28 protein-coding genes are annotated in these 26,761 nt (G+C 43.2%); 15 read left to right on the plus strand and 13 right to left on the minus strand.

The window, feature by feature from the left end; all coding sequences use genetic code 11:
* Positions 1 to 636 carry a TIGR04211 family SH3 domain-containing protein gene (locus tag CPC19_RS02365; RefSeq protein WP_016390861.1) on the plus strand — a complete coding sequence of 212 codons (636 nt, stop codon included), beginning with the start codon at positions 1 to 3 and terminating at the stop codon, positions 634 to 636.
* Between the two features lie 70 nt (positions 637 to 706).
* Here CPC19_RS02365 and CPC19_RS02370 read toward each other — a convergent pair whose 3' ends face one another.
* Entirely contained in the window at positions 707 to 937 is a 231-nt protein-coding gene (locus CPC19_RS02370; RefSeq protein WP_015006890.1) for a sulfurtransferase TusA family protein, read from the minus strand.
* A 62-nt stretch (positions 938 to 999) separates the two neighbouring features.
* On the opposite strand from CPC19_RS02370, the gene ubiD reads away from it, so the two are divergent.
* Positions 1,000 to 2,466 (plus strand): 4-hydroxy-3-polyprenylbenzoate decarboxylase, encoded by a 1,467-nt coding sequence (ubiD, locus tag CPC19_RS02375; RefSeq protein WP_016390862.1) that lies wholly within the window; start codon positions 1,000 to 1,002, stop codon positions 2,464 to 2,466.
* On the opposite strand, the gene CPC19_RS02380 is transcribed toward ubiD, so the two are convergent.
* The 6 genes from CPC19_RS02380 to CPC19_RS02405 all read right to left on the minus strand — a co-directional run bounded on the left by CPC19_RS02380 (position 2,463) and on the right by CPC19_RS02405 (position 8,591).
* The gene (locus CPC19_RS02380; protein ID WP_084709601.1) at positions 2,463 to 3,683 is read right to left on the minus strand and encodes a heme biosynthesis HemY N-terminal domain-containing protein; all 1,221 of its coding nucleotides are present in this window, start codon (positions 3,681 to 3,683) and stop codon (positions 2,463 to 2,465) included. The two genes, ubiD and CPC19_RS02380, sit on opposite strands and share 4 nt — an antisense overlap.
* A gap of 11 nt (positions 3,684 to 3,694) precedes the next feature.
* Complete coding sequence (locus CPC19_RS02385) at positions 3,695 to 4,948, minus strand: uroporphyrinogen-III C-methyltransferase (protein ID WP_016390864.1); 1,254 nt, start codon at positions 4,946 to 4,948, stop codon at positions 3,695 to 3,697.
* A gap of 122 nt (positions 4,949 to 5,070) precedes the next feature.
* On the minus strand, positions 5,071 to 5,814 hold the full coding sequence (locus tag CPC19_RS02390) for a uroporphyrinogen-III synthase (protein ID WP_015006886.1): 744 nt from the start codon (positions 5,812 to 5,814) through the stop codon (positions 5,071 to 5,073).
* A complete protein-coding gene (gene hemC / locus CPC19_RS02395; RefSeq protein ID WP_016390865.1) occupies positions 5,804 to 6,733 on the minus strand; it encodes a hydroxymethylbilane synthase in 930 nt (309 codons plus the stop codon). Before hemC ends, CPC19_RS02390 begins: the two co-directional genes overlap by 11 nt.
* A gap of 65 nt (positions 6,734 to 6,798) precedes the next feature.
* A complete protein-coding gene (locus CPC19_RS02400; RefSeq protein ID WP_016390866.1) occupies positions 6,799 to 7,539 on the minus strand; it encodes a LytTR family DNA-binding domain-containing protein in 741 nt (246 codons plus the stop codon).
* Complete coding sequence (locus tag CPC19_RS02405; RefSeq protein ID WP_016390867.1) at positions 7,536 to 8,591, minus strand: sensor histidine kinase; 1,056 nt, start codon at positions 8,589 to 8,591, stop codon at positions 7,536 to 7,538. The genes CPC19_RS02400 and CPC19_RS02405 overlap by 4 nt, the downstream gene beginning before the upstream one ends.
* Positions 8,592 to 8,682: 91 nt before the next feature.
* On the opposite strand from CPC19_RS02405, the gene argH reads away from it, so the two are divergent.
* The 3 genes from argH to CPC19_RS02420 all read left to right on the plus strand — a co-directional run bounded on the left by argH (position 8,683) and on the right by CPC19_RS02420 (position 13,799).
* Positions 8,683 to 10,074 (plus strand): argininosuccinate lyase, encoded by a 1,392-nt coding sequence (argH, locus tag CPC19_RS02410; protein ID WP_015006882.1) that lies wholly within the window; start codon positions 8,683 to 8,685, stop codon positions 10,072 to 10,074.
* 83 nt (positions 10,075 to 10,157) lie between these two features.
* Positions 10,158 to 10,955, plus strand: coding sequence for a GGDEF domain-containing protein (locus tag CPC19_RS02415; RefSeq protein ID WP_016390868.1), 798 nt, complete (start codon positions 10,158 to 10,160; stop codon positions 10,953 to 10,955).
* Positions 10,956 to 10,958: 3 nt separating this feature from the next.
* The gene (locus tag CPC19_RS02420; RefSeq protein WP_016390869.1) at positions 10,959 to 13,799 is read left to right on the plus strand and encodes a class I adenylate cyclase; all 2,841 of its coding nucleotides are present in this window, start codon (positions 10,959 to 10,961) and stop codon (positions 13,797 to 13,799) included.
* 76 nt (positions 13,800 to 13,875) lie between these two features.
* Here the strand turns inward: CPC19_RS02420 and CPC19_RS02425 are convergent, their stop codons facing one another.
* The 5 genes from CPC19_RS02425 to CPC19_RS02445 form a co-directional block, all read right to left on the minus strand.
* The gene (locus CPC19_RS02425; RefSeq protein WP_015006879.1) at positions 13,876 to 14,391 is read right to left on the minus strand and encodes a peroxiredoxin; all 516 of its coding nucleotides are present in this window, start codon (positions 14,389 to 14,391) and stop codon (positions 13,876 to 13,878) included.
* 109 nt (positions 14,392 to 14,500) lie between these two features.
* Positions 14,501 to 15,382 (minus strand): LysR substrate-binding domain-containing protein, encoded by an 882-nt coding sequence (locus CPC19_RS02430; protein WP_016390870.1) that lies wholly within the window; start codon positions 15,380 to 15,382, stop codon positions 14,501 to 14,503.
* A gap of 48 nt (positions 15,383 to 15,430) precedes the next feature.
* On the minus strand, positions 15,431 to 15,790 hold the full coding sequence (locus tag CPC19_RS02435) for a diacylglycerol kinase (protein ID WP_016390871.1): 360 nt from the start codon (positions 15,788 to 15,790) through the stop codon (positions 15,431 to 15,433).
* Between the two features lie 33 nt (positions 15,791 to 15,823).
* Positions 15,824 to 17,518 carry a phosphoethanolamine transferase CptA gene (gene cptA, locus CPC19_RS02440; protein ID WP_016390872.1) on the minus strand — a complete coding sequence of 565 codons (1,695 nt, stop codon included), beginning with the start codon at positions 17,516 to 17,518 and terminating at the stop codon, positions 15,824 to 15,826.
* 197 nt (positions 17,519 to 17,715) lie between these two features.
* On the minus strand, positions 17,716 to 18,387 hold the full coding sequence (locus tag CPC19_RS02445) for an alpha/beta hydrolase (RefSeq protein ID WP_015006875.1): 672 nt from the start codon (positions 18,385 to 18,387) through the stop codon (positions 17,716 to 17,718).
* A gap of 97 nt (positions 18,388 to 18,484) precedes the next feature.
* Between CPC19_RS02445 and CPC19_RS02450 the strand changes: the two genes are divergently transcribed.
* From CPC19_RS02450 to xerC, 5 genes are read left to right on the plus strand one after another with little or no spacing between them, the layout of a single operon-like run.
* A complete protein-coding gene (locus CPC19_RS02450; protein WP_015006874.1) occupies positions 18,485 to 18,604 on the plus strand; it encodes a lipoprotein in 120 nt (39 codons plus the stop codon).
* A complete protein-coding gene (gene lysA / locus CPC19_RS02455) occupies positions 18,604 to 19,875 on the plus strand; it encodes a diaminopimelate decarboxylase (protein WP_016390873.1) in 1,272 nt (423 codons plus the stop codon). The genes CPC19_RS02450 and lysA overlap by 1 nt, the downstream gene beginning before the upstream one ends.
* The gene (gene dapF, locus CPC19_RS02460; protein WP_016390874.1) at positions 19,869 to 20,696 is read left to right on the plus strand and encodes a diaminopimelate epimerase; all 828 of its coding nucleotides are present in this window, start codon (positions 19,869 to 19,871) and stop codon (positions 20,694 to 20,696) included. Before lysA ends, dapF begins: the two co-directional genes overlap by 7 nt.
* On the plus strand, positions 20,693 to 21,397 hold the full coding sequence (locus CPC19_RS02465) for a DUF484 family protein (RefSeq protein ID WP_015006871.1): 705 nt from the start codon (positions 20,693 to 20,695) through the stop codon (positions 21,395 to 21,397). Before dapF ends, CPC19_RS02465 begins: the two co-directional genes overlap by 4 nt.
* 2 nt (positions 21,398 to 21,399) lie before the next feature.
* Entirely contained in the window at positions 21,400 to 22,308 is a 909-nt protein-coding gene (gene xerC / locus CPC19_RS02470) for a tyrosine recombinase XerC (RefSeq protein WP_016390875.1), read from the plus strand.
* A gap of 8 nt (positions 22,309 to 22,316) precedes the next feature.
* Here the strand turns inward: xerC and CPC19_RS02475 are convergent, their stop codons facing one another.
* Positions 22,317 to 22,976, minus strand: coding sequence for a DUF4126 domain-containing protein (locus tag CPC19_RS02475; protein ID WP_016390876.1), 660 nt, complete (start codon positions 22,974 to 22,976; stop codon positions 22,317 to 22,319).
* A 133-nt stretch (positions 22,977 to 23,109) separates the two neighbouring features.
* Between CPC19_RS02475 and hslV the strand changes: the two genes are divergently transcribed.
* Genes hslV through CPC19_RS02500 form a run of 5 tightly spaced genes read left to right on the plus strand, consistent with a single transcriptional unit; the run spans position 23,110 to position 26,754 of the window.
* Positions 23,110 to 23,661 carry an ATP-dependent protease subunit HslV gene (gene hslV, locus CPC19_RS02480; RefSeq protein ID WP_035851044.1) on the plus strand — a complete coding sequence of 184 codons (552 nt, stop codon included), beginning with the start codon at positions 23,110 to 23,112 and terminating at the stop codon, positions 23,659 to 23,661.
* 1 nt (position 23,662) lies between these two features.
* Complete coding sequence (gene hslU / locus CPC19_RS02485; RefSeq protein ID WP_016390877.1) at positions 23,663 to 24,985, plus strand: ATP-dependent protease ATPase subunit HslU; 1,323 nt, start codon at positions 23,663 to 23,665, stop codon at positions 24,983 to 24,985.
* A 7-nt stretch (positions 24,986 to 24,992) separates the two neighbouring features.
* On the plus strand, positions 24,993 to 25,349 hold the full coding sequence (locus tag CPC19_RS02490) for a gamma-butyrobetaine hydroxylase-like domain-containing protein (protein WP_016390878.1): 357 nt from the start codon (positions 24,993 to 24,995) through the stop codon (positions 25,347 to 25,349).
* Between the two features lie 26 nt (positions 25,350 to 25,375).
* On the plus strand, positions 25,376 to 26,125 hold the full coding sequence (ubiE, locus tag CPC19_RS02495) for a bifunctional demethylmenaquinone methyltransferase/2-methoxy-6-polyprenyl-1,4-benzoquinol methylase UbiE (protein WP_016390879.1): 750 nt from the start codon (positions 25,376 to 25,378) through the stop codon (positions 26,123 to 26,125).
* 5 nt (positions 26,126 to 26,130) lie between these two features.
* Positions 26,131 to 26,754, plus strand: a complete 624-nt coding sequence (locus CPC19_RS02500) for an SCP2 domain-containing protein (protein WP_016390880.1) — start codon at positions 26,131 to 26,133, stop codon at positions 26,752 to 26,754.
* Positions 26,755 to 26,761: the final 7 nt, after the last annotated feature.

Below are 26,761 nucleotides of genomic sequence, written 5' to 3' on the forward strand. Positions count from 1 at the left end.
ATGTTAAAGCACGTTTTCTTTTTGCTGTTGTTTTTGCCAGCCATGGCGAATGCAGCACATATAACTGATAAATTATTAGCTGGCATGTATGCTGAACCTAATAATAGTGAACAACCTACACAGTTACTCCCAAGTGGCACACCTGTTGAATTAATAGGTGAGGCTAAGGGCTTTGTAAAAGTGCAGTTGGTGGGTGGTGAAACGGGGTGGGTTGAAAAACGGTTTTTATCAGAAGAAAAGCCGGCAAAGGTTAGGCTGCTTTCACTTCAAAGTAAATACAGGCAGCTTCAAGAAAAGCTAGATCGTGCAGAAGCGACATTAACGAAATTAAATCAGCCGACTGAAGAGGTTGTGCCGAATGAGCAAAAGAACGATCAACGTATCACTGAAGAACTACAAGAGGCGTTGGCTAAGGCGGAAAAGACCATTCAACAGCTACAGCAAGAGAATGAGCAACACCCGTTGGTAGCCAATGTGACAAAAACGGTGCCGCCAACAGATAATGAGCCCGTCAGCTTTTCTTTTACAGGACTAAGTCTGTTGTTATTGATTCTTAGTATGCTTATTGGCGTGTATCTGGGTATAAAATTTCAAGATGCCCGTCAGCTGAAACGGCATGGTGGGTTTAGAATTTAAGCATTTCCAACAACAAAGGCGCTTTGATTAGCGCCTTTGTTGCATTTTGGTGATGTAAGCAGTAGTTCTATTAATCGGCCACTTTAATGTAAAAGCATTGAATATCATCATCGCGTTCATGCCTTAACATTTGATGGTTTGATTTATCAATAAACACGCCAACATCAAGATGAGAGGCAGGGTCGGTTGCTAACATTTTAATAATGTCGCCCGGGCTAGATTTTTGAAGCTGTTGCTTGAGTCTTAGTAACGGTAGCGGGCAGTTTAAGCCTTTCGCATCCAGTGTTATATCGTATTTCATATCTTAGTTTTTATATTGGTGTTACTTTATAATCTCATCATAATGAACAGTCTAAAGTAAGTATGGATTATAAGGATTTACGTGATTTTATCTCAAAACTTGAACAGTTAGGTGAGTTAAAGCGAGTCAATCAAGAGGTTGACCCTCATCTTGAGATGACAGAGATATGTGACCGGGTGTTGAAACAGGAAGGACCAGCAATACTATTTGAAAACCCTAAAGGTTATTCGATACCGGTTTTAGCTAATTTATTCGGAACGCCGAAACGGGTTGCTTTAGGGATGGGGCAAGATACTGTTAGTGCATTAAGGGATGTCGGTGAAGTGCTGGCAGCACTTAAAGAACCTGAGCCACCAGAAGGTGTAAAGGATGCTTGGGCAAAATTACCGGTTTATAAGCAAGTACTTAATATGGCGCCAAAGGTGGTTAAAAAACCCGTGTGCCAGCAGGTTGTTATTGAAGGAGAGGCTGTTAATTTGGCTGATTTTCCGATTCAAACATGTTGGCCTGATGATGCGGGGCCACTGATTACGTGGCCATTAGTCATCACTAAGGGGCCATTAGCAAAACGGCAGAACCTAGGTATTTATCGCCAACAGGTGATTGGGCGCAATAAAGTCATTATGCGGTGGTTAGCGCATAGAGGCGGAGCGCTAGATTTTAAAGCATGGCAAGCAGAGCACCCAGGGGAGCCCTTTCCAATAGCCGTTGTGTTGGGCGCTGACCCTGCCACCATTTTGGCGGCGGTAACGCCTGTGCCGGATGCGTTATCAGAATATGCATTTGCAGGGTTATTACGTGGTTCTAAAACAGAAATTGCAGATTGCTTAACGCATGATCTACAAGTTCCTTCTAGTGCTGAGATTGTTCTGGAAGGCTATTTATACCCTGATGAAATGGCAGATGAAGGGCCGTTTGGTGACCATACAGGCTACTACAATGAAGTTGAACGTTTTCCTGTTTTTACGATTGAAAAAATAACGCATCGTAAAAACCCTATCTATCATTCAACCTATACGGGCAAGCCACCTGATGAGCCTGCTATTTTGGGTGTTTCGTTGAATGAAGTATTTGTGCCGATTTTAAAAAAACACTTTCCTGAAATTCAAGACTTTTACTTACCACCAGAAGGCTGTTCTTATCGGATGGCGATAGTCAGCATTAAAAAGCAATACCCAGGGCATGCAAAACGAATCATGTTTGGTATTTGGTCATTTTTACGGCAATTTATGTATACCAAGTTTGTTATTGTGACGGATGATGATGTGGATATTCGTGATTGGGAATCAGTTATTTGGGCCATGACCACACGTGTTGATCCATCCAGAGATACGACGTTGATTGAAAACACGCCGATTGATTATTTAGATTTTGCGTCGCCAGTTTCTGGCTTAGGTTCAAAAATGGGTTTGGATGCGACAAATAAATGGCCAGGGGAAACCACGCGAGAATGGGGTAAGCCGATTGAAATGAGCGTACCGGTTAAGCTTAAGATTGACGAACTATGGTCAACCTTAGGGCTAGATTAGCTGGATTGGCTTGTTGATGGAGCCAGGTTTAGTTTGTTTGCGTTTATGCTCAGCTCAAGCCCCGTTTTATAGTGGGCGCTTGCCTCGTTATTAGGGTCGCCTAACTGTTCTTGCACTTGGCCTAATAGCAGATAGGCTAAGCTAGACGGTTGCAGTGAAATGCTGTCGTCTAGGTATGATTTAGCTTTGCTCCAATGCTCTTGCTCTATGCAAAGTTGCGCCAGTGCATTAAAAAATTCGCTGCTGGCCCCATGTTTTCGTAACCATTTTTCTAGCTGCTGCTGTTTTTTTTCTGCTGGAATAGTTAATTGCATATACTGAGCCAGTAAGTCAGGGTTTGCTTGTGCATTTAGGCCCTTAATCAATAGCTCTTCAGCGGTGGCATTATCGCCTGTGCGAATCAGTTGAGAAGTGTAAGCGATCAGGTAACGAGGGTTTAGCTTCTGTTTTTTGTCGAGTGCCTTCCAAATCATACTAAGCGTTAATTGGCCAGACTCAAGGTTGTTTGAAAATAACTGTGTTAACACTTTTTCTTCAACCGGTAGCCACTCTTGTGAAGCAATTTTTCGGTTGTTTTTTATTGATGGTAGTAAATGATAAAGAGCTTCCCACTCGTTTAACTGTAGATGTGTTTTCATTAACAACGTTAAAACAATAGGGTGGTTAGGTGTTGCTGTTCTTAGCTGTTGCAGTGTGGCAAGCGCCTGTTCAAATTGACCAGCGGCGAGTTGTAACTTAGCACGTGTTAGTTGAATGGCATGTATTTGGTCGGGCAACGTCTTGCCTGCCTTAAATAAATATTCATCTCGGCGATTATAAGCGCCTTGAGACTGGGCGGCATGGGCGGCGCTAAGGTAGTTCAGTAAAGGGGTGTCACTTTGTTCAGCATGCTTGACTAAGAGTTTTTCAGAGCGCTGCCAATTGCCTTCGGCAGAATTAATCAGGCCCTTATTAATTTCTTTTTGTGAGCGGGTCGTTTTACGTTTTTGGTTCCATCTGCTGATGCTTTTGGGACTACGTTTAAGAGTGAGCAGGGCTCTTAAAGAGAAATAAAAACCAATGAAAATAATCAATGTAACAAACAACAGGACTGCCAGAGACGTCTCAATGGATACGTGCCCATAAGTTAAAAGGGCGTATCCAGGTTCCAGATGTACCTGATAAGCAAGTCCACTAGCGATGACTAGAGCGAGTATGAGAAGAAGTATTAGTTTCATAGTGCTTGCCTCTATTGCTCTGCTTTAGTAGGTTCCGGAGCTGCCGAAGTTGGCATGTTATTGTCTATTGCGAGGGGGGCTGGTTCTTCAGCTGGTGGCTGTGAGCTGAGATCCTTTTTTTCTATGGAAGCAGGGGTAGCAATAGTGATTGAAGGGGCGGTACTGTCTTCGGCTGACATGCTTAATAGGGGCAAATCGCGCAGCATCTTTAACGATAAGGCAATAGAGGGAAGCTCAGCTTTGATGACTGTATTTTCAAGCTTATCAAGTTGCTTAAGGGCCGTTTTTACAGCAGGGTTGTTATGATCAAAGTAATCACCTAGCCAAGTTTTAGCAATGGCGATGTTCGCAGTGTAAAGGGCTTGTTGCTGGTTAATTAAGGCTAGCCTGGCTGATTCAAGCTTTAAGGCTAAATTTTTTCTAATCAGTTCAATGCGCTCTGGTGTCATCAACGCGGCTAAAGGTTTATCGCTGCGCCGAACGACGATTAATTTACTGAAGCTCTCCCAAGCATCGTTAAGGGTGTCTTGAATATTTTCTGGAATAGGGGAGGTATCACCTTTACCAATTTCAGGTGCTTGAGCGGTACCGGCATGAGGCGCTTTAATACCCATGTTAGAAACGGCGTCTTCTAGGGCCAAAAGTTGCGACGAAAGACCTACCGTATCTGGTAAGACGGTACTGTTGAGAAGGTTTATTTCTTTTGCTATTTGTTGACGAATGGCAAATGTTAGGGGGTCGCCATTTTCTTTAAGTCGTTGATCAGCGGTCTGTAGAGCAACAATGGCGGTATCAACGTCTCCGGCTAATTGTAAGCGGGTATTGGCCACACTCACTAAATACTCAGCTTCAGCAATAAGCCATTGACGCCTATTTTTGCCGACTTGTTGTTGTAATAAAGTGATCCTTTCATCTGCCGACTGCTCGAGCTGCTCAACGTGTGAGTTAAGGTCTGATAACTGATTGCTAACTTGACGGGTTTTAGATTGGAGTTCGTTTGAAGCTCCGGACGTGTCGTTTTTAAGTGCGTCGATGCTGCTCGACAGTTGACTAATGTGTTGAGTGAGTTGCTTAAAGGCGAGGTACCCAGCCATGGTGGCCAGAATAACTAAAAAAATGGCCAGCCAAGCAATCGCACTTCTTGATTTTTGTTTGGGCTGATTAGTAGATGATGTCTTTGCCACTACCTTTTCAGGCTGCTTACTGCTTGCCTTAGGGTTAGGTTTGTCTTCAGTGTGCGCTTCCTGTTTTGATGAGTCATTCATGACAGATATCCGTGAGTGATAAAGATTAGGTCATTTCAATACATAGAGCCTAATGGTTGTAAAGTCAGTTATGGTCCTCTTCAGTATAGCGCCGAAACAGCTACGATGCTTAAAAAAATTTGTTAGCGTTTTTTGTCTTGGTTGATGGCAGAGACTAAGCCTTTATCGCTAGCCCCATGACTAATGAGCAGATGTTGGCAGTCAAGACTGCTGGCGTAGCGGGCAAGTCGTTCGCTAAAGACCACGAAAGTACACTGTTGTTTAAGCTCACCAATAGGCCTTGGCGGGATTAGAAATAGGTTGTCTAAGGCCAGTTGACTAGTGATAGTGATGTAGGCGGGTTTCTTGTTGTGGCTTGTCTTGTAATTATTAGGTAATGTGCGTTGGTATACGTCAAGAGTATCAACGGTCATGCCGCGTTTTTGTAGTTGTTCAGCCAATAAAGTACGGCCTCCTTTGCCTTTAATGATGAGCCCTTTTTTTTGCTTAAGGTCGCTTGGAAGCTGTGTAAGTAGGCGCTCAGAATTAAAGGGTTTAGCGGCAGTAATGGCAGGTTTTAAACCGAGTTGGTCCAGCGTGTCGGCTGTTTTAGGCCCAATGGCAATCATGCCAGAAGGTGTTTTTTGCCATTGATGATCTATTAGGCGATCGGCCTGTATAACTGCATTTGCACTGATAAAAATCAGGTAATCGTAGTTACTATGCTGGTATAAAGTGTTGCTAATATGCGCTGTATTTTCAACAGCTTGAATCGCTATGGTTGGGTAGCGAATTGGTGTAAAGCCTGCTGCCGTTAACAGGCCACATAGGTGATCTGATTGATGGGCCGGCCGCGTGACTAAGACAGTTTTTTCATTACTCTGCATGATCGTACAGTTTGTCTAGAATCTCCTTAGCACCGGCAGCTAAGAGACGGTTAGCAACGGTAACGCCAATCTTTTCTGCATCCTCAAGGGGGCCTTCTAGTTGTTCAGTGATCATTACACTGCCATCAGGTTCTGCGACCAAACCATGTAGGCGTAAAATATCACCTTTAATCCTTGCGTGCCCCGCGATGGGGGCTTGGCACCCACCTTCCAGTGTGAAATTCATGGCGCGTTCGGCCTGCACACGAATAGCTGTAGGCTTGTCATGTAAGCATTCAATGAGCGCTAGTGTTGCCGTGTCGCCCTGCCTACATTCTATGCCGATAGCGCCTTGGCCAATAGCCGCCAACAATGTGTTAACCGGAAGGGGCATTTTTATTCTGTTCTCAAAGCCAAGGCGAATCAGACCCGCTGCAGCAAGAATAATGGCATCATAATCGCCGTTATCTAGCTTTTGCAGGCGACTATTTACGTTTCCTCGAAGTGATTTGATGTGTAAGTCAGGGCGCATTTTAAGTAGCTGGCTCTGACGCCTAAGACTTGAGGTGCCAACAACAGCGCCTAGGGGTAAATCGTTAATGCTTGAGTAGGCGTTGGAAACAAAGGCATCCCGAGGGTCTTCACGTGACAAAATAGCGCCAATTTCAAAGCCCTCTGGTACTTGAGCGGGTACATCTTTCATCGAGTGAACGGCGAGGTCTGCATCACCATTTAGCATTCCCTGCTCAAGCTCTTTAATAAAAAGGCCTTTACCACCAATTTTTGCTAAGGGTGTGTCAAGAATTTTGTCACCTTGGGTGACCATTTTAACCAACTCAATTTCAAGTGAAGGGTGTGATGCTTTTAGCAATTTAGCGACGTGTTTAGCTTGCCAAAGGGCTAATGGGCTTTTGCGAGTTGCGATTTTAATCAGAGACATGACGGTAACAAAGGGTTGTGAGATAGACGGATTATATCAGCCGGTGACGACATGTTTAAGGAGACTCAGTCTTTCTGTCGCAGAAAACGGTTTAATTCGGCTTTGTGTCGTCGACTGATGCTCAAGGTGTCTTTATAGCCTTTAAGCTGCAGCTCGAATTGGCCCGAGGCAGATTTTGTAATAGCGTGTATGGCAGTTGTATTAACCAGGGCATTACGATGAATGCGAAAGAATTGTGTGCCGAATTCTTCCTCCAGTAATTTCAGCGAGTCTTCGATTAATATCGACTCTGTTGCAGTCGCCGCGAGAACGTATTTATGGTCAGCTTTGAAGAATAAGATATCGTTGACGTTCAGGACTTTAAGGCCATGATGTGTATGAGCGCAAAGGTGTTGGCGTGGTCGTGATAATAATGGCGCGGCTTGTTTGATATTGATGGGCTGCGCCATGTATTGCGCTGCTTTATCAATGGCTTGATCTAATCGAGCTTGTTTAACCGGCTTAAGCAAATAATCAATGGCATTTTTATCAAAAGCCTCAATAGCGTATTCGTCGTAGGCGGTGACAAAGACTACCCGTGTTTTTAATTGAGCGTTTGCTATTTCAGTAGCGGTTTGCAAACCATCCATTTTTGGCATGCGAATATCCAGTAAAGCCAGCTCAGGTTGGATATCAATGCATTGCTTTAATGCGTCAACCCCATTACTGGCATCGGCATAGACAGTGTGGTGGCTGCTAATTGCATCGACTAGTCTTTTTAAACGTTGCCTTGCCAGTGGTTCATCATCTGCAATTAAGATTTTCATAAGAGGGACTTTTGGTATGGAAATTTAAGTTGGGTCTGGAATTCTAAATCGCTTGAGCTGACCAGTAACTGGCTTTGCCCTGGGAAGCATTGCTCCATTCGAAGGCGGATATTATGCAAGGCCATCTTGTTTCCGCCTCGCTCCTTTGATGCGTGTTCATTGCCAATAGGGTTTTTGACGAGTAAACGAATAATACTTTTTTCCATACTGCCAGAAATATTCAGCTCGCCGCCGTCACCGACCGTTTCAATACCATGGTAAACGGCATTTTCAATGATAGGTTGAATGCTTAACGGCGGGATGAGGGCATCGCTTGGGATGTTTGAAATATCTAACCGTATGGTTAACCGATCACCTAAACGGGTTTGCTCGATATTTAAATATTGTTGAATGAAAGCAAGTTCTTGGCTAAAAGGAATCAGTCGTTTAGAGGTTTGCATATTAGCTCGAAATAATTCAGCTAAGTCTTCTGTCAGCGACTCAGCCAAGGGTGGGTCTATTCGCGTTAGGCTGGCAATGGTATTTAGGCTATTAAATAAAAAATGTGGTCGAATACGGGCCTGTAATGCATCAAGTTGTGCATCGGCTTCTGCCTTTATTTGTCTGCGCCATTGAAATTGAATGTATAGAAAGCGTAATAAAATAAGGCTAAAGATAATACTGATACCCGTATTTCTTAAATAGATACTAAGGTAGCTATTTGGGGAACTTGCAAATAGGTCTAGCTGGGGTAATAAAAAAGAGATGACCCAGGTAATGAACAAGGTTGTAAGGTTGATGGTTAAAAACATCAGAAGACATATCTGGGTTGGAGAACAACGGTTTATTTTTTCTTTCAAAGCGCAAAAAATAGCAGCGCATGTAAAGGCAACCCATAAAATAAACAAGGCATTTAAACTAAGCGCTACCCAAAAGTCACCACTTATAAAGCTGGTATTTAAGGCAAGAATAATGGCCAGTAATTGAGAAATAAGCGTGAGATACAGGACATTCTTAGCAAGACACATGTCCGGCAAAAAATAAGCTTGTTGTGTGAGAGAACTTTTGTCCATGCTGGAAGTGCTAGCCTATGTTCTATTCGTTCTAAAGTAAGCGATTCTTAAGTGATATACTAGGCGAAAATTCACTTTTGTAGCTAAAGACATGTCACTAGATAAACAAAATAAATTGTGGGGCGGCCGCTTCACTGAAAGCACCGACGCCTTTGTTCAGGCATTTACAGCCTCCGTTGATTTTGATCAACGTCTAGCACCGTATGATATTCAAGGCTCAGTCGCTCACGCCAAAATGTTGACCAAGGTGGGGATTCTAACTGAGCAAGAATGTCAGCAGATAGAGGAAGGCTTGGCGGATATCTTAAGCTGTATTCAAGCGGGTGAGTTTGAATGGTCTGTTGCATTGGAAGATGTGCACATGAACATTGAGGCGGCGTTAACCGAACGTATCGGCATGGCAGGTAAAAAGCTGCATACAGGGCGTTCACGTAATGATCAGGTGGCGACAGATATTCGTTTGTTTTTGCGTGACCAGCTAGGGATGATTCAATCGGAGTTGAAGCGCTTACAACAAGGTCTGGTTAGTTTGGCCGAACAGCATACTGATACGATTATGCCTGGCTTTACACACCTACAAGTGGCGCAACCGGTCACCTTTGGGCATCACTTAATGGCGTGGTTTGAAATGCTAAAGCGTGATGCCGAACGGTTTGCAGATTGTGCAAAACGGGTTAATGTTATGCCGCTGGGATCAGCCGCGTTAGCCGGAACGAGTTACCCGATTGACCGCTTTATGACGGCAGAATTGTTGGGTTTTTCTCGCCCGTCAGCCAATTCTTTAGATGGTGTTAGTGACCGTGATTTTGCAATAGAATTTTGTGCGGCCTCTGCCTTGTTGATGACGCACTTATCTCGCTTTTCAGAAGAAATTGTTTTATGGACGAGCGCGCAATTTAATTTTGTTGATTTGCCAGACGCGTTTTGTACCGGTTCATCGATCATGCCGCAAAAGAAAAACCCCGATGTGCCTGAATTGGTGCGCGGTAAAACAGGGCGCGTAAACGGTCACTTGGTGTCGTTGTTAACGCTGATGAAGTCTCAACCCTTAGCCTACAACAAAGATAACCAAGAAGATAAAGAGCCGTTGTTTGATACCGTCGATACGGTTTTAGGGTCTTTGCGTGCGTTTGCCGATATGGTGCCGAATATTAAGCCAGTAAAAGCATCGATGCTGAAGGCCGCTAAACAAGGCTTTTCCACAGCAACAGATTTGGCAGATTACTTGGTAGGTAAAGGCATTGCATTTAGAGATGCACACGAAATTGTAGGGTTGGCAGTGCGCTTAGGTACTGAAACGGGCCGTGATTTATCGGAGTTGTCGCTTGACGAGTTGCAGGGCTTTTCACAAGACATCGGCGATGATGTCTTTCAGGTGCTGACCCTAGAGGGCTCTGTGTGTGCGCGAAACCACTTGGGTGGAACAGCGCCAAATCAAGTACGCCAAGCAATAATGGATGCAAAGACGTTGTTAGCAGAATGAAGAAAAGCTAAGAAAAAACAGTATTTTTGAAAAAATCAGCAATACTTAGGGTACGACTAATAACAGTAACTTTTAGCTAAAAGATGTTTGATTCATTGTCAGGAGGGTGGGGACAGCAAGCACTAGACGTTGCAGATTTTGGTGTGTTGGTAATGAATGAGCAAGGCGTTCAATGGCTTAACCCTTACCTGTTATCTTTGCTTCAACAAGAAGAAATACAAGATAGTACGACGTTCAAAAGTAGTGAGTTGACTTCTTTGTTACTGAGCGCCGGTAACCCCTTTCCTGTGCCGCCGCAGCAAACTCAGCAACGGTGGCTCAGGCGCGAACATATCAAGACGCCTGAGTACGATATCTACTTTTTTCATGATTGTACGGACTTAGTCATTATTGGTAATGAGTGCAGACGACTACAGGATGATTTGTCTGGCTTAAACTTAAAAGACCCAACAACTGGGATGATGAGTAATGATGTGATTGTTGAAATGCTGGATGGGCATATTAGTCGTAGTCGTCGTTACGATAACCCGTTATCGTTGTTAAGAATCAGTTATTTTTTTCCAGATCAAATGGATAGCCAACTATTCTCGCGTTGCGTCAAACGCATTGCTTATTTTCTTAAAGACCAGCTGCGCTGGGCCGATCAAATTGGCATGCTGGATCCTCATACCTTTCTGGTGATACTGCCCGAGACCAATTATCAATCTGCTGCTTCATTGTTAAAAAAATTTAATGAAGAGCCGCATTTGTCCTTGTTTGCCAAAGGTGATGGCCGCCCAGTTTCTTTTTCGGTTGGGCTAACCGAATGGTCAAAAGGGGATACGACTCAGGCAATGTTACAAGCACTACGAGATGATATCGACCTGACGGCAGTCATGTAGCGGATGGTTGGTTCAGTAAAAAAACCTGTTCAGGGGCGTCATTTAAAATGCATCAGCCTTGTTGGCCCGAATGGTGATATTAGTAAGAAAGATTTAAAAGTAGTCAAGCAGCGATTTTTAAACCTTCATAAGTTAAAAATGCAACGGGCTATAGATGCTGTTACCCCTCGGCAGAAAATATTCTTAGAATTATTACCGTTGTTATTTCACGTTAATCACCCTGTGTTGCCCGGTTATGTGTCCAGCGAAACGCCTGCCGGTATTGCTGATTATTCGCCAGATAAGCTTTCCATTGATAAAGCTAAAAAGTTGGGTAAAGGCTTTGTTTATAGCAAACGAGCCAAACGTGCTTTCGGCATTGAGTCCATTTTTTTGATGGGGAGTGTTGGCAGTATTGCATATGTTAAAGACAGTGATATGGATTTATGGCTGTGCTATGCGCCAACTTTATCAACGAGCGCCTTGGCGCTGTTGCAAGAAAAAGCCAGTAGTATTGAAAAGTGGGCAACAACGCTAGGCCTTGAAGTGCATTTCTTTTTGATGAATGCGGAAAAATTTAAACAAGGTGAAGCAACGCCCTTGTCCTCAGAAAGCAGTGGCAGTACGCAGCATCATTTATTATTAGAAGAGTTTTACCGTACCGCCTTGTATGTTGCTGGTCGTTACCCAGTGTGGTGGCTGGTACCACCAACAGAAGAAAACAACTATCAAGTGTTTGTTGATAATTTATTAAAGCAGCGCTTTATTGATCAGCATGATGTCATTGATTTTGGAGGGCTTGAAAAGGTTCCTGCCGAAGAGTTTTTAGGGGCCTCATTTTGGCACTTATACAAGGCGATCGACTCGCCTTATAAGTCGCTATTAAAGCTGATGTTAATGGAATCGTATGTTGACCAGTACCCCAGTTCTCATTGGGCTGCATTATTAATGAAGGAACGAGTGTATGCAGGTGAGTCAGATGCTAATAAACTCGATGCTTACCTTATTTTGTATGATGTGCTTGAAGCGTACTTCATTGGAAGGGACGAGCCTGAGCGTTTGAACTTAATGCGGTATTGTTTTTTCAGCAAGCTTAATGAGCATGCGCGTATAGCGGCTACGCCCGATTGGCGACAACGTGTTTTTAGTGACATGCTGGCTAAATGCCAGCCGTTGCCTGATTACATTAAACATTCGTTGGACAATAAGGGCTGGAATATTTCCCAAGCACAACAAGAAAAACAGCGTTTAACTCATGAGCTGACATACAGTTATCGCTTGTTGGTGAAGTTTGCAAAACAGAGAGTCGAAAAATCAAGGCGTGATAATGAGGAATTCCTGCTATTAGGAAGAAAGCTTAACGCGACGTTTGAAAAACGTCCTAGTAAATTAGAGCGCTCTACGATCAAACACACCTTGTTACAGCCTGAAACTAAAGTTGTATTAACGCAGGTAGTGAAAAATACGCAAACAAGCTGGCTATTAAATAGGCTGGGAGAGGGGCGCGATGAGCAATTTATACGACAGGCCCCTAGCTTAATTGGCTTGTTAGCGTGGAGTGTTGATAATGGCGTAGTCGGTAGCAGAACAAAGGTTGCCTTAAACCCGGGGGCAAGCCAGATAAGTTCACGCGAAGTCGCGCAGACACTGCATTCGATCCAGTCGTTTTTTGATGCGCTGCCAAAAAAACCGGTTCACTTGAAGGCGTATTGTCATGAGTCAGTGGTGACAGATGTCCTGTTAGTGATTAATTCAGGTTTAGATTCAATGAGTAGTTTCACTGAAAAAGGGGTGAACCTAACCAGTGAGCGGTCAGATGCCTTAAGTTTTGGCTCTCAGCGGCGGAACTTGGTGTATACGGTAGACATGCTGCTACGCAATTCCTGGAACGAAGTTATTATTGGTAAATACGAGTCAGCAACCGGTCTAATGAATTGTTTTTGTGATATTTTTGACCATAAAACACTCGGTCCTGCACAAGTGCTTCCACGTTTGGTCAGTGCTAGTTATAACTCGCCCAGAGCGATGAGTGTCGCTAAGCGAATACAAGCGTTGTTTAAAGAAGTGGCGATTGTTTTTAGACAATATGCGCATGGTGTGTCACCACGTTTTGTTATTCAGCTGGCTCGCTCGTTCTATATTATGCAGGTTAACGATGGCAAAATGACAGCCACCGGCGTAGCGGAAAATCATTTGTTTGAAGAGCTAGCAAGGCCTCAGCCAGTTTTTAGTCCAGTATATTTTGATAATAAAATTGACCCAAAAGGCTTACTGCCTGTTATTTATAGACATCATAAGGCAGGTCATACAAACCTTTATTACAGTCAACTCGGTGATAATAAGGCGCAAGTTTATATTTTAGATGAGAACGGTTCGATGTTTTTTGACGAGCAGACATTTGTGTACGAAACGTCATTATTGCAATCGTATCGGGTATTAATTGATAGTGTTTTTCATCGCCGAGGACTGGGTGCTGAGCAATTAAGTAGTACCGCTTTTGATGCGGAAATAATGTGTTATAAACTGGAGAAAATTGGCCAACATTGGGGGCATAAGCACGTGTTCGTGTCCGATAAGGTAGAACCGGATATGATAAATGTTCGGGTGGTTTATGATGAACAGACCAAAGGGACATATATTTATTGCAACGATCAGGTGTTCTCAAGCCTTGAGCAGGGTGATCAACTGTATAGCAGTGTATCGCGGTTTATCGTGCAGGCACGAAAATCTGCAGAAAAGTACCCAATATATATTACTGATATCGATGTTCCGTATTATGAACTCGGGGCAAGCAGTGATGATGCGCTGCAAATGGTTCATTATCTAAATTACAAGCAACGCATAGAGAAAAAGCTAAACGTTTAAGGCTTTAAGGTATTAACGACGACTAAAGAAATGAGTCCCCAGCCTTTAAAAAGGCTGGGGGTTTGTAAGGCTTAATTTAAAGTTGCTTAAGAACAGTATCAACATCACTGCAGGTAAAAGGGTCATCTGCGCAGTTGTCTTCTTTTCCTGGTTCACTGAATAAAGCAGTGATCTTTCCATCATCAACGATCATAGCGTAGCGCCAAGAACGCTCACCGAAGCCCAAGTTCTCTTTTTTAACCAGCATGTTCATTAAACGTGTGAACTCACCATTACCATCAGGTAGCATTTTCACGTTTTTAATACCAAGGTTTTTACTCCATTGGTACATGGTAAAGGCGTCATTCACGCTTAAGCAGTAAACTTCGTCAACACCTTTTGCTTTTAACTCTGCATACTTGGCTTCAAAGCCCGGTAGATGGGTACTTGAACAAGTGGGTGTAAAGGCACCGGGTAATGCAAAAAGAACAATTTTTTTACCAGCAAAGATGTCATCTGTTGTGAGGTCTTGCCAGCGAAAAGGGTTGTCACCTTCAATGCTGGTATCTCTTACGCGTGTTTTGAACGTGCACTGAGGTACTAACTGTGTCATAGATATCTCCTATTGGTTTAAATGGTTGGTTTATCGCTACAAGTAATAGTTTAGTCTTGATGCTTGATCAGGTAAAATCAATTGTTATTATTAATTTAATAGGTATTATCTATAGTTGATTTTTGTTAACACAAAGGTTTTTGAGCTGTTTTATAAGCTCAGTGCGTGGGTTTGTTTGTCGGCTGACTAAATAAATAGTGCGTTTCGGTTTAGGTGCTTCAAAAGGTATGTAGCGAATATTGTCATCATTGTTTTGAATCGCAATCGTAGGCATAAACGTAATGCCTGTGCCAGCAATGACCATTTGTCTCAATGTTTCAAGGCTGGTGGCCCTTACATTTTGTTCTTCATCTATACCGCTGAGCTGGCAAAACTGTAAGGCCTGGTCTCTTAAACAGTGCCCTTCGTCTAATAAGAGCAAGGGTTGATTGGTTAATTCATCTGGATTAATGATGGTTTGTTCGGCTAACGGATGGTGTGTTGCCACAGCGAGTTTAAATTCGTCATCAAATAATTTTTCTGCGATCAAGCTTTCATCATGGATAGGGCCGGCTAGTAGTGCTGCATCGATGAGCCCCGTTTTTAGTTTATGGAGCAAGATGTCAGTTTTTTCTTCTACTAAGATTAAACGCAGGTTAGGAAGCTTTTTTTTAATAAGTGGAATTAGTTTGGGAAGAATATAAGGGGCGATGGTAGGAAATGCGCCTAATGTAAAATCACCGGCGAAAGGGTCTTGTTCATGTTTTGCTAAAATGCTGATGTGTTCAGCATCTTGCAAGATACGCTTTGCCGTTTCAATAACCTGCTTGCCTATCTCGGTGACTAAAACATGTTTGTTGTTACGTTCAAAAATTTTAATATTTAATGAATTTTCGAGCTTTTTAATTTGCATGCTCAACGTGGGTTGGCTAACAAAGCATTGTTCGGCGGCCTTAACAAAGCTTTTTGTTTCTGCGACAGCAACAATGTATTTTAAATCCCGAAGGTTCATGGCTTGTATGTTTAGTGAAAGAAGAGAGTTAACAATAGATTATTGTATTTAAAGTAGAATTAAAAGCCAGGTTAAAGCAACTAATAAGCTGCCGAATAATACGGCAGCTGAAGCTATATCTTTAGCCCTTCCAGATAACTGGTGGTACTCGAGCCCGATTCTATCTACCGTAGCTTCGACTGCAGAATTTATTAATTCTATTATAAGGAGAAGTAGCAAACTACCGATAAGCAGGGCTCTTTCAGTAGGTATCTCGGTGATATAAAAGGCTAAGGGGGTGGCTAGTACAGTCAGTACTACCTCCTGTCTAAAGGCTTCTTCATGTGCCCAACATGCCTTTACTCCTGCCAGCGAGTTGCTCCAAGCTGCTTTTAGCCGTTGTATACCCTTTAAGTTTTGTCCGGCCAAGGTGGTTTCCTAAGAAAAGTTAGTATTTGACGGTTAATTTAGCGTAAGTTCTTGTTTGTGAGAGATAGAAACAAAATCAATCATTTTCTTTGGGGTGAATGGTGAACCAATCATACGTTTCCTAGCAATAAAATGTTTATTAAAGATACTTCTAGTCGGGTCATTACCTATGAAATCTATGCCTGCCAAGTCAGCCCAACTATAAATAAAGTCAGACGTTTGATAAGGGTGGTTTAGGGTTTTTTGAATTGAAGAGGTTGGATGCATTTTTTTCCATTCAGGAGATAGCCAGGCAATAAAAGGGACGGTATACATTGCGGGTGTTGGTTTGCCTTCATTCCTGCCACAAAATAAATCATCTTTTGTGTCGTAAACTTCTTCTCCATGATCTGAGAAATACACTAAAGAACTGTTTGTTGAGGTCTCTTTTAGAATGTTAATTAAGCTTGAGACAACGTAGTCATTGAATAAGATAGCGTTATCATAATCATTGTATTCCTCAGCTTGTTCATCTGGTACCCAGTCTGGCATACCAGCGCGACCAGTAAATTGTTTGAAACTTTCTGGATAACGATAATTGTATTTACGGTGCGTCCCAAGTAGGTGTACGACAATAAATGTTGGGCCATCACTATTACTTAAGGCGTTTTTGAATGGCTTTAGGACACCATCATCAAGCTGACTAGAGTTTTGAACACGGTTGTTGTTTAAATATACTTGCTCATCTGCTTGCTGGGAGAAGGTGAGTAATAAGGTGTTGCGCTTTGTTTGTGTTTGTTGGTTTGTAATCCAAAGCGATTTATAACCAGCTTGACGCATCATGTTTATTAGAGTTGGCTTGGTTAAGTAAACATCAGGGTTTTTCTGGTCGGCGAATGTTAGCACTTGTTGTAAAGCTTCAATTGTAGAGGGTCTTGGGCTAATCACATCGGTATATGTCAGTAATTCGCGCCGCATATTATCTAACTGTGGAGTTGTGTGGCGAGAGTATCCGTATAAACTCATCCTTTGTGAGTTAGTCGACTCACCTATAACAAGCACCATGGTTTGCTTATTATTTGAATAAACGAGGTTACTTAGTGGCGGTATTTGAGTGCTTTCCGCCAACTGTTCATTCATTGCGTCTAACACTTTTGTGTATTTAAAATAACCAGCAATCATATTCCAAGGTGCCGCAGGCTCAATTTTATCTTGAAATGATTTAATAGAATAATCCCAGCTTTTGCCATAAACGATGAGGGGTTTTAAAAAGCCACCTCCAAAGATCAGTGAAACAATACAAATAGTAATGAGCTTATTTAATCTAGGTAGATAAACGGGCGTTATTTGGCGCCATAAGTAGATACCCGTGAGAGCATGAGTGATAGCCAAGAGAATGATTTTATAATCAAGGTATGATTCTATAAATTCCTTACTTTCTGAGACATTTGATTCAAAAATGATGAAAAGTACGCTTTGAGAAAAATCTTGCCCGTAGATGTAAAAATAACTGAGGCTAACTAGAGAGGCAGGCCAAATTAATAGGCCAATAAAGGCTGAAATTTTGCGCGTATATTGAGGCCAAATTAAATTGGGAACCAGCCAAATAGTCGATATAAATAAAGCTTGCCGTATGCCAACTGTATTTGACATGCCTGCAGCATAAATTAAGATTTGGGTTAACCCAGAGAAATAAAAAAAATACAGGTAAAGCTTGCCTAACGATTTCCAACTAAAGTTTGATGACATAAGGTTCCTATATCAGTAGATGCATGGTTTGCATTGTAGTGACGTAATATTAAGGAAGCCTTAAACAGGGAAATCATATTAGGGTTTTGTTTAAAAGTGTGGCGATGTCCAAATGAAATGGGTGAATGAGGGGCTCCGTCTATATTGGGTTTGTGCTGTTATTGAAGGAATTTTTTTTGATAAAAAGTCAGTGCTTGTCAAGACAGCACGGTTGTTAACCAATCTTTAATGTGATGAATTTCTTGTGGGCAAACGGAGTGTTCCATCGGGTAAGCATGCCAGTCAACACAATAGCCTGACGCTTCAAGAAAGCGGCGTGATGAGTCTGCTTGTTCAATCGGTATCACAGGATCAAAGTCACCGTGCCCATAGAAAATTGGAATCTTAGCGTGACCGCTTTGTTCAGCGGTTGGCAATGTATCTTGCATAGGAATATAGGTTGAAAGAGCCATAATGCCTGCAAGCGTTTCAGGAAAGCGTAGGCCTGCGTCAAAAGCGATGACCCCACCTTGAGAAAAGCCAGCAATAACAATTTTTGAAGGCTCAATGCCTGTCGCGATTTCGTCATTGATCATGTCAGTAATGGTTTTGCTTGACGATACAATGCCAGCATTGTCAGCACGTTTCATTAAGTCCATTTCGGTAATGTCATACCAAGCGGGCATGACAGCGCCGCCGTTGATAGTTACCGCGATGGAAGGGGCATGAGGAAAGACGAATCGTATGCCTAGTTCATCTTGAATACCTAGCTCAGATACGATGGGTGCAAAATCATTGCCATTAGCGCCTAGGCCATGTAGCCAAATAACGGAACAACGAATAGGTGTGTTTGGGTTTGAGATAATGGCAGGAAGTCGGGTAGCTAGCATGGCGATAGGTTCAATTGGTTTCTAGAAAGGGTTAGAGTATGCCAAAAAATGCCAAACGTTTATACTGTCGATTACTGAAATAATTAAAGGGTACAAAATGTCGCGTTTATTAAAAATGATGCTAATTTGTGGGTTACTGGCCATGCTAGCTGCTTGTGGACAGAAAGGGCCGCTGTATATGCCGAGTAATCAAATCGCACAAGAATTAGGTTTGTAATGGATTATTTTCAGTACCAAGATAAGCAACTTTTTGCGGAAAATGTTTCGGTTCAATCAATCGTAGAGCAATTCTCTAGCCCCACCTATATTTATTCTCGGGCGACATTGGAACGCCACTGGAAGGCATTTGATCAAGCCTTTGAAGGACGTCCGCACTTAATATGTTATGCGGTTAAAGCGAACTCGAACATTGCGGTGCTAAATGTACTAGCACGCTTAGGTTCAGGGTTTGATATTGTGTCTATCGGTGAGTTAGAACGTGTGTTAACAGCGGGTGGGCAGCCTGAAAAAATTGTTTTCTCAGGGGTTGGTAAACGGCATGATGAAATACGCAGGGCGTTAGACGTTGGTATTCGTTGTTTTAATGTGGAAGTCTCTGCAGAGTTAGACCGTATCAATGAAATTGCGGGTGAGTTAGGTCATATTGCGAATATTTCTATTCGCGTTAACCCCGATGTAGATGCGCAAACGCACCCTTATATTTCTACGGGGTTAAAAGAAAATAAATTTGGCTTAGATATTGAAACAGCCTTTATGGAGTATCAACGCGCGAATGCGTTGCCGCACTTGAATATTACGGGCTTAGATTGCCATATAGGCTCGCAGTTAACGGATGTTGCGCCGTTTGTGGATGCGCTGGATCGGGTATTAAGTTTATTGGATCGGTTACAAGGTGTGGGTATTCGTATTGATCATCTGGATTTAGGTGGAGGTCTTGGTATTTGTTATCGAGACGAGCAACCACCATTGCCTGCCGACTATGTAAAAGCCTTGTACCAAAAGCTAGGCGATCTGCCCTATGAAATATTATTAGAACCAGGCCGTGCAATTGCCGGAAATGCAGGTATTTTAGTGACTAAGGTTGAATATATTAAACCGGTAGAAGGTAAGCGGTTTGCGATTGTAGATGCAGCGATGAATGACTTGATGCGCCCGGCACTATATCAAGCGTGGCAAAATATTGTGCCTGTTAATTTAACGTCAACAGCTAAAACAGCTTGTTATGATATTGTTGGTCCAGTTTGTGAAACAGGTGATTTTTTAGGAAAAGACCGTGAGCTGGCTATTGAAGAAGGCGATTTATTAGCGGTCCGTTCTGCGGGCGCTTATGGGTTCACAATGAGCTCGAATTACAATTCAAGACCAAGTGCTGCTGAGGTTATGGTGGATGGAGAGCAGATCCACTTAATTGGCGCACGACAACGGTTAGAAAGCTTATGGCAAAACGAAGCACTATTACCGAATGAAACTGAGGACGCAGGTTGTTAATTAACTTTAGTAAAATGCATGGCTTAGGTAATGACTTTGTTGTTATTGATGCCATAAACCAAACGGTTCAGCTAACGGCCGAGCAAATTAAAGCCTTAGCCGATCGCCACTACGGTATTGGCTTTGACCAACTACTCTTAGTGGAACCGGCAAGAATGGGTGCGGACTTTCGTTATGTTATTTATAACGCAGATGGTAGTGAGGTTTCTCAGTGTGGTAATGGCGCACGTTGTTTTGCGCTATTCGTGACACAAAAAGGCTTAACCAATAAACGCTCAATTCGAGTGGAAACAGACGCCGGTGAGTTGGTTTTAACGGTTAATGAGGAACAGTTGGTAACGGTTGATATGGGGGTTCCAAAACTCGATCCGGCAAATGTTCCATTAATAGCGAAGCAACAACAATTACAATACAGCGTTGATGTATTGGATAGGACCGTAGCGTTTTCAGCGTTATCAATGGGTAATCCTCATGCAGTACTTCAAGTTGAAAATGTCGCGACAGCAGAGGTCGAGGCAGTGGGTGCCGCGCTGGAAAGTCATAGCCTTTTCCCAGAGCGGGCGAATATTGGTTTTAGTGAAATAACGGGGCCGGATAGCCTCGCATTACGTGTTTATGAGCGCGGCGCAGGTGAAACCTTGGCTTGTGGAAGCGGTGCTTGTGCGGCGGTTGTTGCCGCAGTTCGATTGGGTAAAGTAACCACGCCAACAACGGTTGCCCTAACCGGTGGCGAATTAACGATTGATTGGCAAGGTGAAGGGGCTCCGGTAATGATGAGCGGGCCGGCGACATTTGTTTTTGATGGTATGATTGATATATGAGTACACAAGCAACTGCAACAACAGAAGGGTTAACGGCTGAACAAGTCCGTGAGTACTTGTTAGCCACGCCAGATTTTTTTAATCAATATCCAGAGTTACTCGACGATATTCAAGTGGTAGAGCAGCACGGTGGCGTGGTTTCTCTTACGATGCGTCAACTAGCAATTTTACGAGATAAAAACGAAAAGTCTCAAAAGCAACTTGAAGGCCTATTAGCGATTGCGCGTGAAAATGATGCCTTATTCGGGCGAATGCAGCAGTTAACAACCACATTAATTGATGCTCGTTGTGTGGAAGATGTATTCGCAACACTTGATGACACCCTGCGAGAATGTTTCGGTGCAGAGTTTTTTGCTATTCGCTTAGTAGACGAAAATAGCGACAGTGTCTTCCCCATCAGTGATGTTCTCTGGCAAAAAGATAATCCTCAGTTAGAGCATTTTAAACGCTTGCTTGAGTCACAGAAGATTAAGTGTGGCTTGCCGACACACGCACAGGCGAAGGCATTATTTAATCAACAAGCGGATGAGGTTAAGTCTGCTGCGCTGATCCCACTCAAGGTCGCCCAACAAGATGGCATATTGGCCATAGGCAGTAAGGATTCAGACCGTTTTCACACAACCATGGGTACCTTGTTTTTAGAGCACCTTGGGGAGCTGGTTGCCAAACGGCTTAACTCACTGCAAGAGATAAAAGAGTAACGATGGAACCAGCGGCTGTTGAGGCACGTCAGCAGTTTTTAGATGCATTAAACGTTGAGCGTAGATTCTCTTTAAATACGTTACAAGCCTACGCGCGTGACTTATCTCAATTAGTTAATTATTGTGATGAGAATGAGCTCGTTTCATGGTCGCAACTTGATCCACACCATGTTCGGCGTTTTGTCGCACAGCGACACCGAAAAGGCTTGAGTGCTCGAAGTTTGCAGCGCGAATTATCGGCCTGTCGGAGCTTTTTTAGTTATCTCATTAAAACCAATGTGCTGTTGAATAACCCTGCGTCTGGTATTCGAGCGCCGAAATCAGCGAAAACCTTACCTAAGGTGTTGGATGTCGACCAGATTAATAGTCTGTTAGAGGCGGTCCCCAATGATGACCTGGAAATTCGTGATGTAGCGATGTGGGAACTGCTTTACTCGTCGGGTCTACGGGTCAGTGAGTTAGCGAATATAGATTTAATGGACTTGGACTTAAGTAGCCGAACGGTTCATGTTGTCAACGGAAAAGGAGGTAAGTCCCGCTTATTACCGTTGGGCCGGAAGGCTGTCAACGCTATTCGTAAATGGTTAGCAGTGCGGATGGATAAGGTAAAAACGGGTGAAATGGCGTTGTTTGTCGGAAAGACAGGTTTACGCTTAACCACAAGAAGTATTCAGTCGCGTTTAGAGCGATGGCGAAAACGCCAAGGCTTGCAAGGGCGCTTGCACCCACATATGTTACGACACTCATTTGCGAGTCATATGTTGGAGTCAAGCCAAGACCTTCGAGCGGTGCAAGAATTATTAGGTCACAGTAATATTAGTACCACGCAAGTATACACGCACTTAGATTTTCAACACCTAGCGTCGGTTTACGATAAAGCGCACCCAAGGGCTAAGCCGAAAAAGAAATAAGTTTTGGTTTAGTCTGGCTTTGGCAATTTACCATCCGAGGGTGTCTCTAAGATATCATTGTTAGAGGGGCCAAATAGCTTGCCTAAAAATGTAAATACGCGTTTTATTGCACGCCATAATTTTGGTAGTGCCCAAATCATCAAGAGGATAAATAAAACTAAACCGACCATAAAAAAGGTCGGATGTTGGATGGATGCCCAAACACCTGCAAAAACGGCGATATCTTCCATAATAGAGGCGGTCCAGTTGGTGAACGGTTCGGGTGATGTGTTTATTAACGCACGGCTACCTGTTTTTGTAGCATGCGTCGCACCAGCTAAGCTTCCACCAACGATGGCTGCTGCAATTTCAGCGGCAGGGCCAATGTCACCAATAGCACCAGCAGCTAGCATCGCGCCAGCAGGAATTCTCACGAAAGTATGGATGGTATCCCAGCCGGTATCTACGCCGGGCACCTTATCGGCAAAAAACTCAACTGCATACATTAATCCAGCAGCGGTCATTACTAGCGGGTCCGCTACAATCAATAAATCAGGCGGCAAATCAATATGACCAGTATGCGCTAAGTAACCAAGGGTTAAGAGTGTAGCGTATAAATTGATACCGCTCCCCCACGCTGCGCCCATGCTCAAGGCCAGTGTTTGAGAAATTTGGTTTAATTCATCCACAATAATCACTCCCTGTTTTACACATTGGGTAAGAATATCATAAGAACTATGAATACTAGCTAAACAAATAGGGATGCACGCTAAGGCATGATTATTGTGTAAAATAAAGGGTCAATAGTTTAAATGAGAGATTATCGTGGATTTTAGAGGAACAACAATCGTCTCTGTGCGACGAGGTGATAGTGTCGTAATAGGTGGTGATGGGCAAGTCACCTTGGGCAATACGATTATGAAAGGAAATGCTCGAAAAGTTCGTAAACTTGCAAGTGGGGATGTTATTGCTGGCTTCGCGGGTGCAACAGCCGATGCATTCACCTTGTTTGAGCGTTTTGAAGGCATGCTTGAAAAGCATCATGGTAATTTAACCCGCGCGGCGGTTGAAATGGCTAAAGATTGGCGAACAGACCGGATGCTGCGTAAGTTGGAAGCGCTACTGGCAATTGCAGACAGTAAAGACTCGCTGATTATTTCGGGTAATGGTGATGTGATTCAACCGGAGCAAGATCTTATTGCCATCGGTTCAGGTGGCCCCTTTGCACAATCAGCAGCCAAAGCGTTATTAGAAAATACAGAATTGAGTGCCCGTGAGATTGTAGAAAAATCACTCAATATTGCCGGCGATATCTGCATTTATACTAATCATAACCAAACGATAGAAGAATTAACGTCCGAGGGAAAGAAGTAATATGAGCCAAATGACACCAAAAGAAATTGTGCATGAACTTGATAAGCATATTGTAGGGCAGAATGCGGCAAAACGAGCCGTAGCTATTGCCTTAAGAAACCGGTGGAGACGCTCACAAGTACCCGAGAATCTACGCAGTGAAATTACGCCCAAGAACATTTTAATGATTGGCCCAACAGGCGTTGGTAAAACAGAAATAGCGCGGCGTTTAGCAACCTTAGCCAAAGCGCCATTTATAAAAATTGAAGCAACTAAATTTACCGAGGTGGGTTATGTCGGTAGAGATGTTGATTCTATTATACGTGATCTTGCTGACATTGCCGTTAAAATGACCCGTGAAGTCGAGATGGGAAAAGTCAAACGTAGAGCGGAAGATGCAGCCGAGGACAGAGTGCTAGACCTTTTATTGCCGCGTGCTGAAAGCGCAGATACAAGCGATACAACGGGTGATGCAACACGACAAAAATTTCGTAAAAAGCTGCGTGAAGGTGAATTAGACGATAAGGAAATTGAAGTCGAGATAAGTGCGCCTAGCGTGGGTGTGGAAATTATGGCACCTCCTGGTATGGAAGAAATGACCAACCAGTTGCAAGGGATGTTTCAAAACATGTCGGGTGATAAAAAGAAGAAACGTAAAATGTCCATTAAGCATGCTTTGGTGGCGATGGTCGAGGAAGAAGCGGCAAAACTGGTTAATGACGATGAGCTAAAGCACAAGGCAATAGAAAACCTAGAGCAAACGGGGATTGTATTTTTAGATGAGCTGGATAAAGTGTGTAAACGAGGTGATAGTGGCGGTGCCGATGTTTCTCGTGATGGCGTTCAGCGTGATTTGTTACCCTTAGTTGAAGGGAGTACCGTTACGACTAAGTATGGCCCTGTTAAAACAGACCACATTTTATTTATTGCCTCAGGTGCGTTTCACGTGTCGAAGCCTTCAGATCTTATTCCCGAGTTACAAGGCCGATTCCCTATTCGAGTTGAGCTAGATGCGTTGGTAGCAGCGGATTTTGTGCGTATTTTGACAGAACCAAATGCTTCGTTAACAGAGCAATATTCAGCCCTATTGGCAACTGAAGAAGTTAATTTGCAGTTCACAGAAGATGGGGTGGCACGGATTGCAGAAATGGCCTGGCAAGTGAATGAAGGCACTGAAAATATCGGTGCTCGTCGTCTGCATACAATTTTGGAGCGTTTATTGGATGAGATTTCATTCCGCGCACCGGCAGGCTCACCGATAGATGAAGTGATCGACGCGGCGTATGTGGACGAGCACTTAGGTGAGCTTGCTTCAGATGAAGATCTTTCGCGTTATATTTTGTAGGTAAAACATGGTAGGGATAACAGATTTGGTGCTAGACCAAAAAAACAGGGAACTGTCATTGAGTTTTGATGATGGTAGAACAATAAAATTGAGTTGCGAATACTTACGCGTATTTTCACCCTCAGCAGAAGTACGTGGGCATGGCCCTGGGCAAGAAGTGTTACAAGTTGGCAAAGAATCGGTCAATATTGTTGCGATAGAACCAGTGGGTAATTATGCCGTTCGCCTTGTGTTCAGTGATGAGCATGATACAGGCTTGTATTCATGGCCATTTCTTATTGAATTGGCAGAGAATAAAGAAGAAAACTGGCAGGATTATTTGAACAGGCTTGAAGCAGCCGGCCATCAACGTCAGACATCATAAATCAGCGCGGTTATAAGGGTTTTACTATGGTAGATAAAACGACAACTCATTTTGGTTTTAAAGATGTTCCCGTTGCAGAAAAAGTAACTAAGGTTCGAGAAGTTTTTGACTCGGTTGCACCGTCGTACGACATTATGAATGATTTAATGTCGATGGGTGTTCACCGGTTGTGGAAACGCTTCACCGTAGAGATCGCGAACGTAAAGCCGGGGCATGTGGTGCTTGATCTGGCCGGAGGAACAGGAGACCTGTCAGCACTGTTTGCTAAACGAGTTGGAAAAACCGGCAAAGTTGTTTTAGTAGATATAAATGAAGCAATGCTACGGGTAGGCCGTGATCGAATGATCGATAAAGGTCATATTTCAAACATTACCTACAATTTGGCAAATGCTGAGTGTTTGCCCTATGCCTCTAATCAGTTTGATCGGGTTTGTATCGGTTTTGGACTAAGAAATGTTACAGATAAAGAGGCCGCATTGCGTTCGATGTTTGATGTACTTAAACCGGGTGGTCGCTTATTGATTTTAGAGTTTTCAAAACCAACCAACCCACTTTTAGACAAGATTTACGATGCGTATTCATTCAAATTATTGCCTAAAATTGGTGAATTAGTTGCGAAAGATGGTGATAGCTACCAGTACCTCGCTGAATCAATTCGTATGCATCCAGATCAATCCACGTTGAAAGATATGATGGAAGAAGCCGGCTTTGAGCGTTGCCAAGTGAACAACTTAACGGGTGGTATTGTGGCAGTTCATACGGGATATAAGCTGTAGCTGTTGTGTCATTGGTCAGCCCTTTTTTGAAACCATTGCAAATAGCGGTGAACCGTTATTTGGATTACGACCCAGAGGTTCCTAAGCAGCTAGCTAGGATGGAAGGTCGAGTTATTGAATTACATTTTCAGCAACTAGAGTTAAGCCTTTATATGATTATCAGCGCAGATGGGCTTGATATTCGAGAGGTCTTTGAGGGCAAAGCTGAGGCCACTATTTCAGGCACACCATTAGCATTGGCGATGATGAATATACAGTCATCAACCTCTAGCTTATTGTCGGGCGATGTGGTGATAGAGGGCGATACTGAGTTGGCTGCTCAATTCCAAACATTTCTTAAGGCGATAGAGGTTGACTGGGAAGAGCCATTATCGAAGATAACAGGTGATGTATTGGCTCATCAATTTGGAAACCTCGTTCGTGATGTATCGGGTTGGGTTCGAGAAACAACGAAGACAACCGCCATTAATGCATCAGAGTATGTTCGAGAAGAACAAAATATATTGCCCTCTAAATTTGAAGTGAATAAATTTAAAGCGGGTGTGGATGACTTACGATTATCTGTTGAGCGGCTAGAGGCAAAAGTCCAACGCTTGATGGCGGCGAAACTTAACCTAGAAAACGACTGAAAAAGGA

It is taken from the genome of Cycloclasticus sp. PY97N, assembly GCF_002443175.1.
Classification (GTDB): Bacteria; Pseudomonadota; Gammaproteobacteria; order Methylococcales; family Cycloclasticaceae; genus Cycloclasticus; species Cycloclasticus pugetii.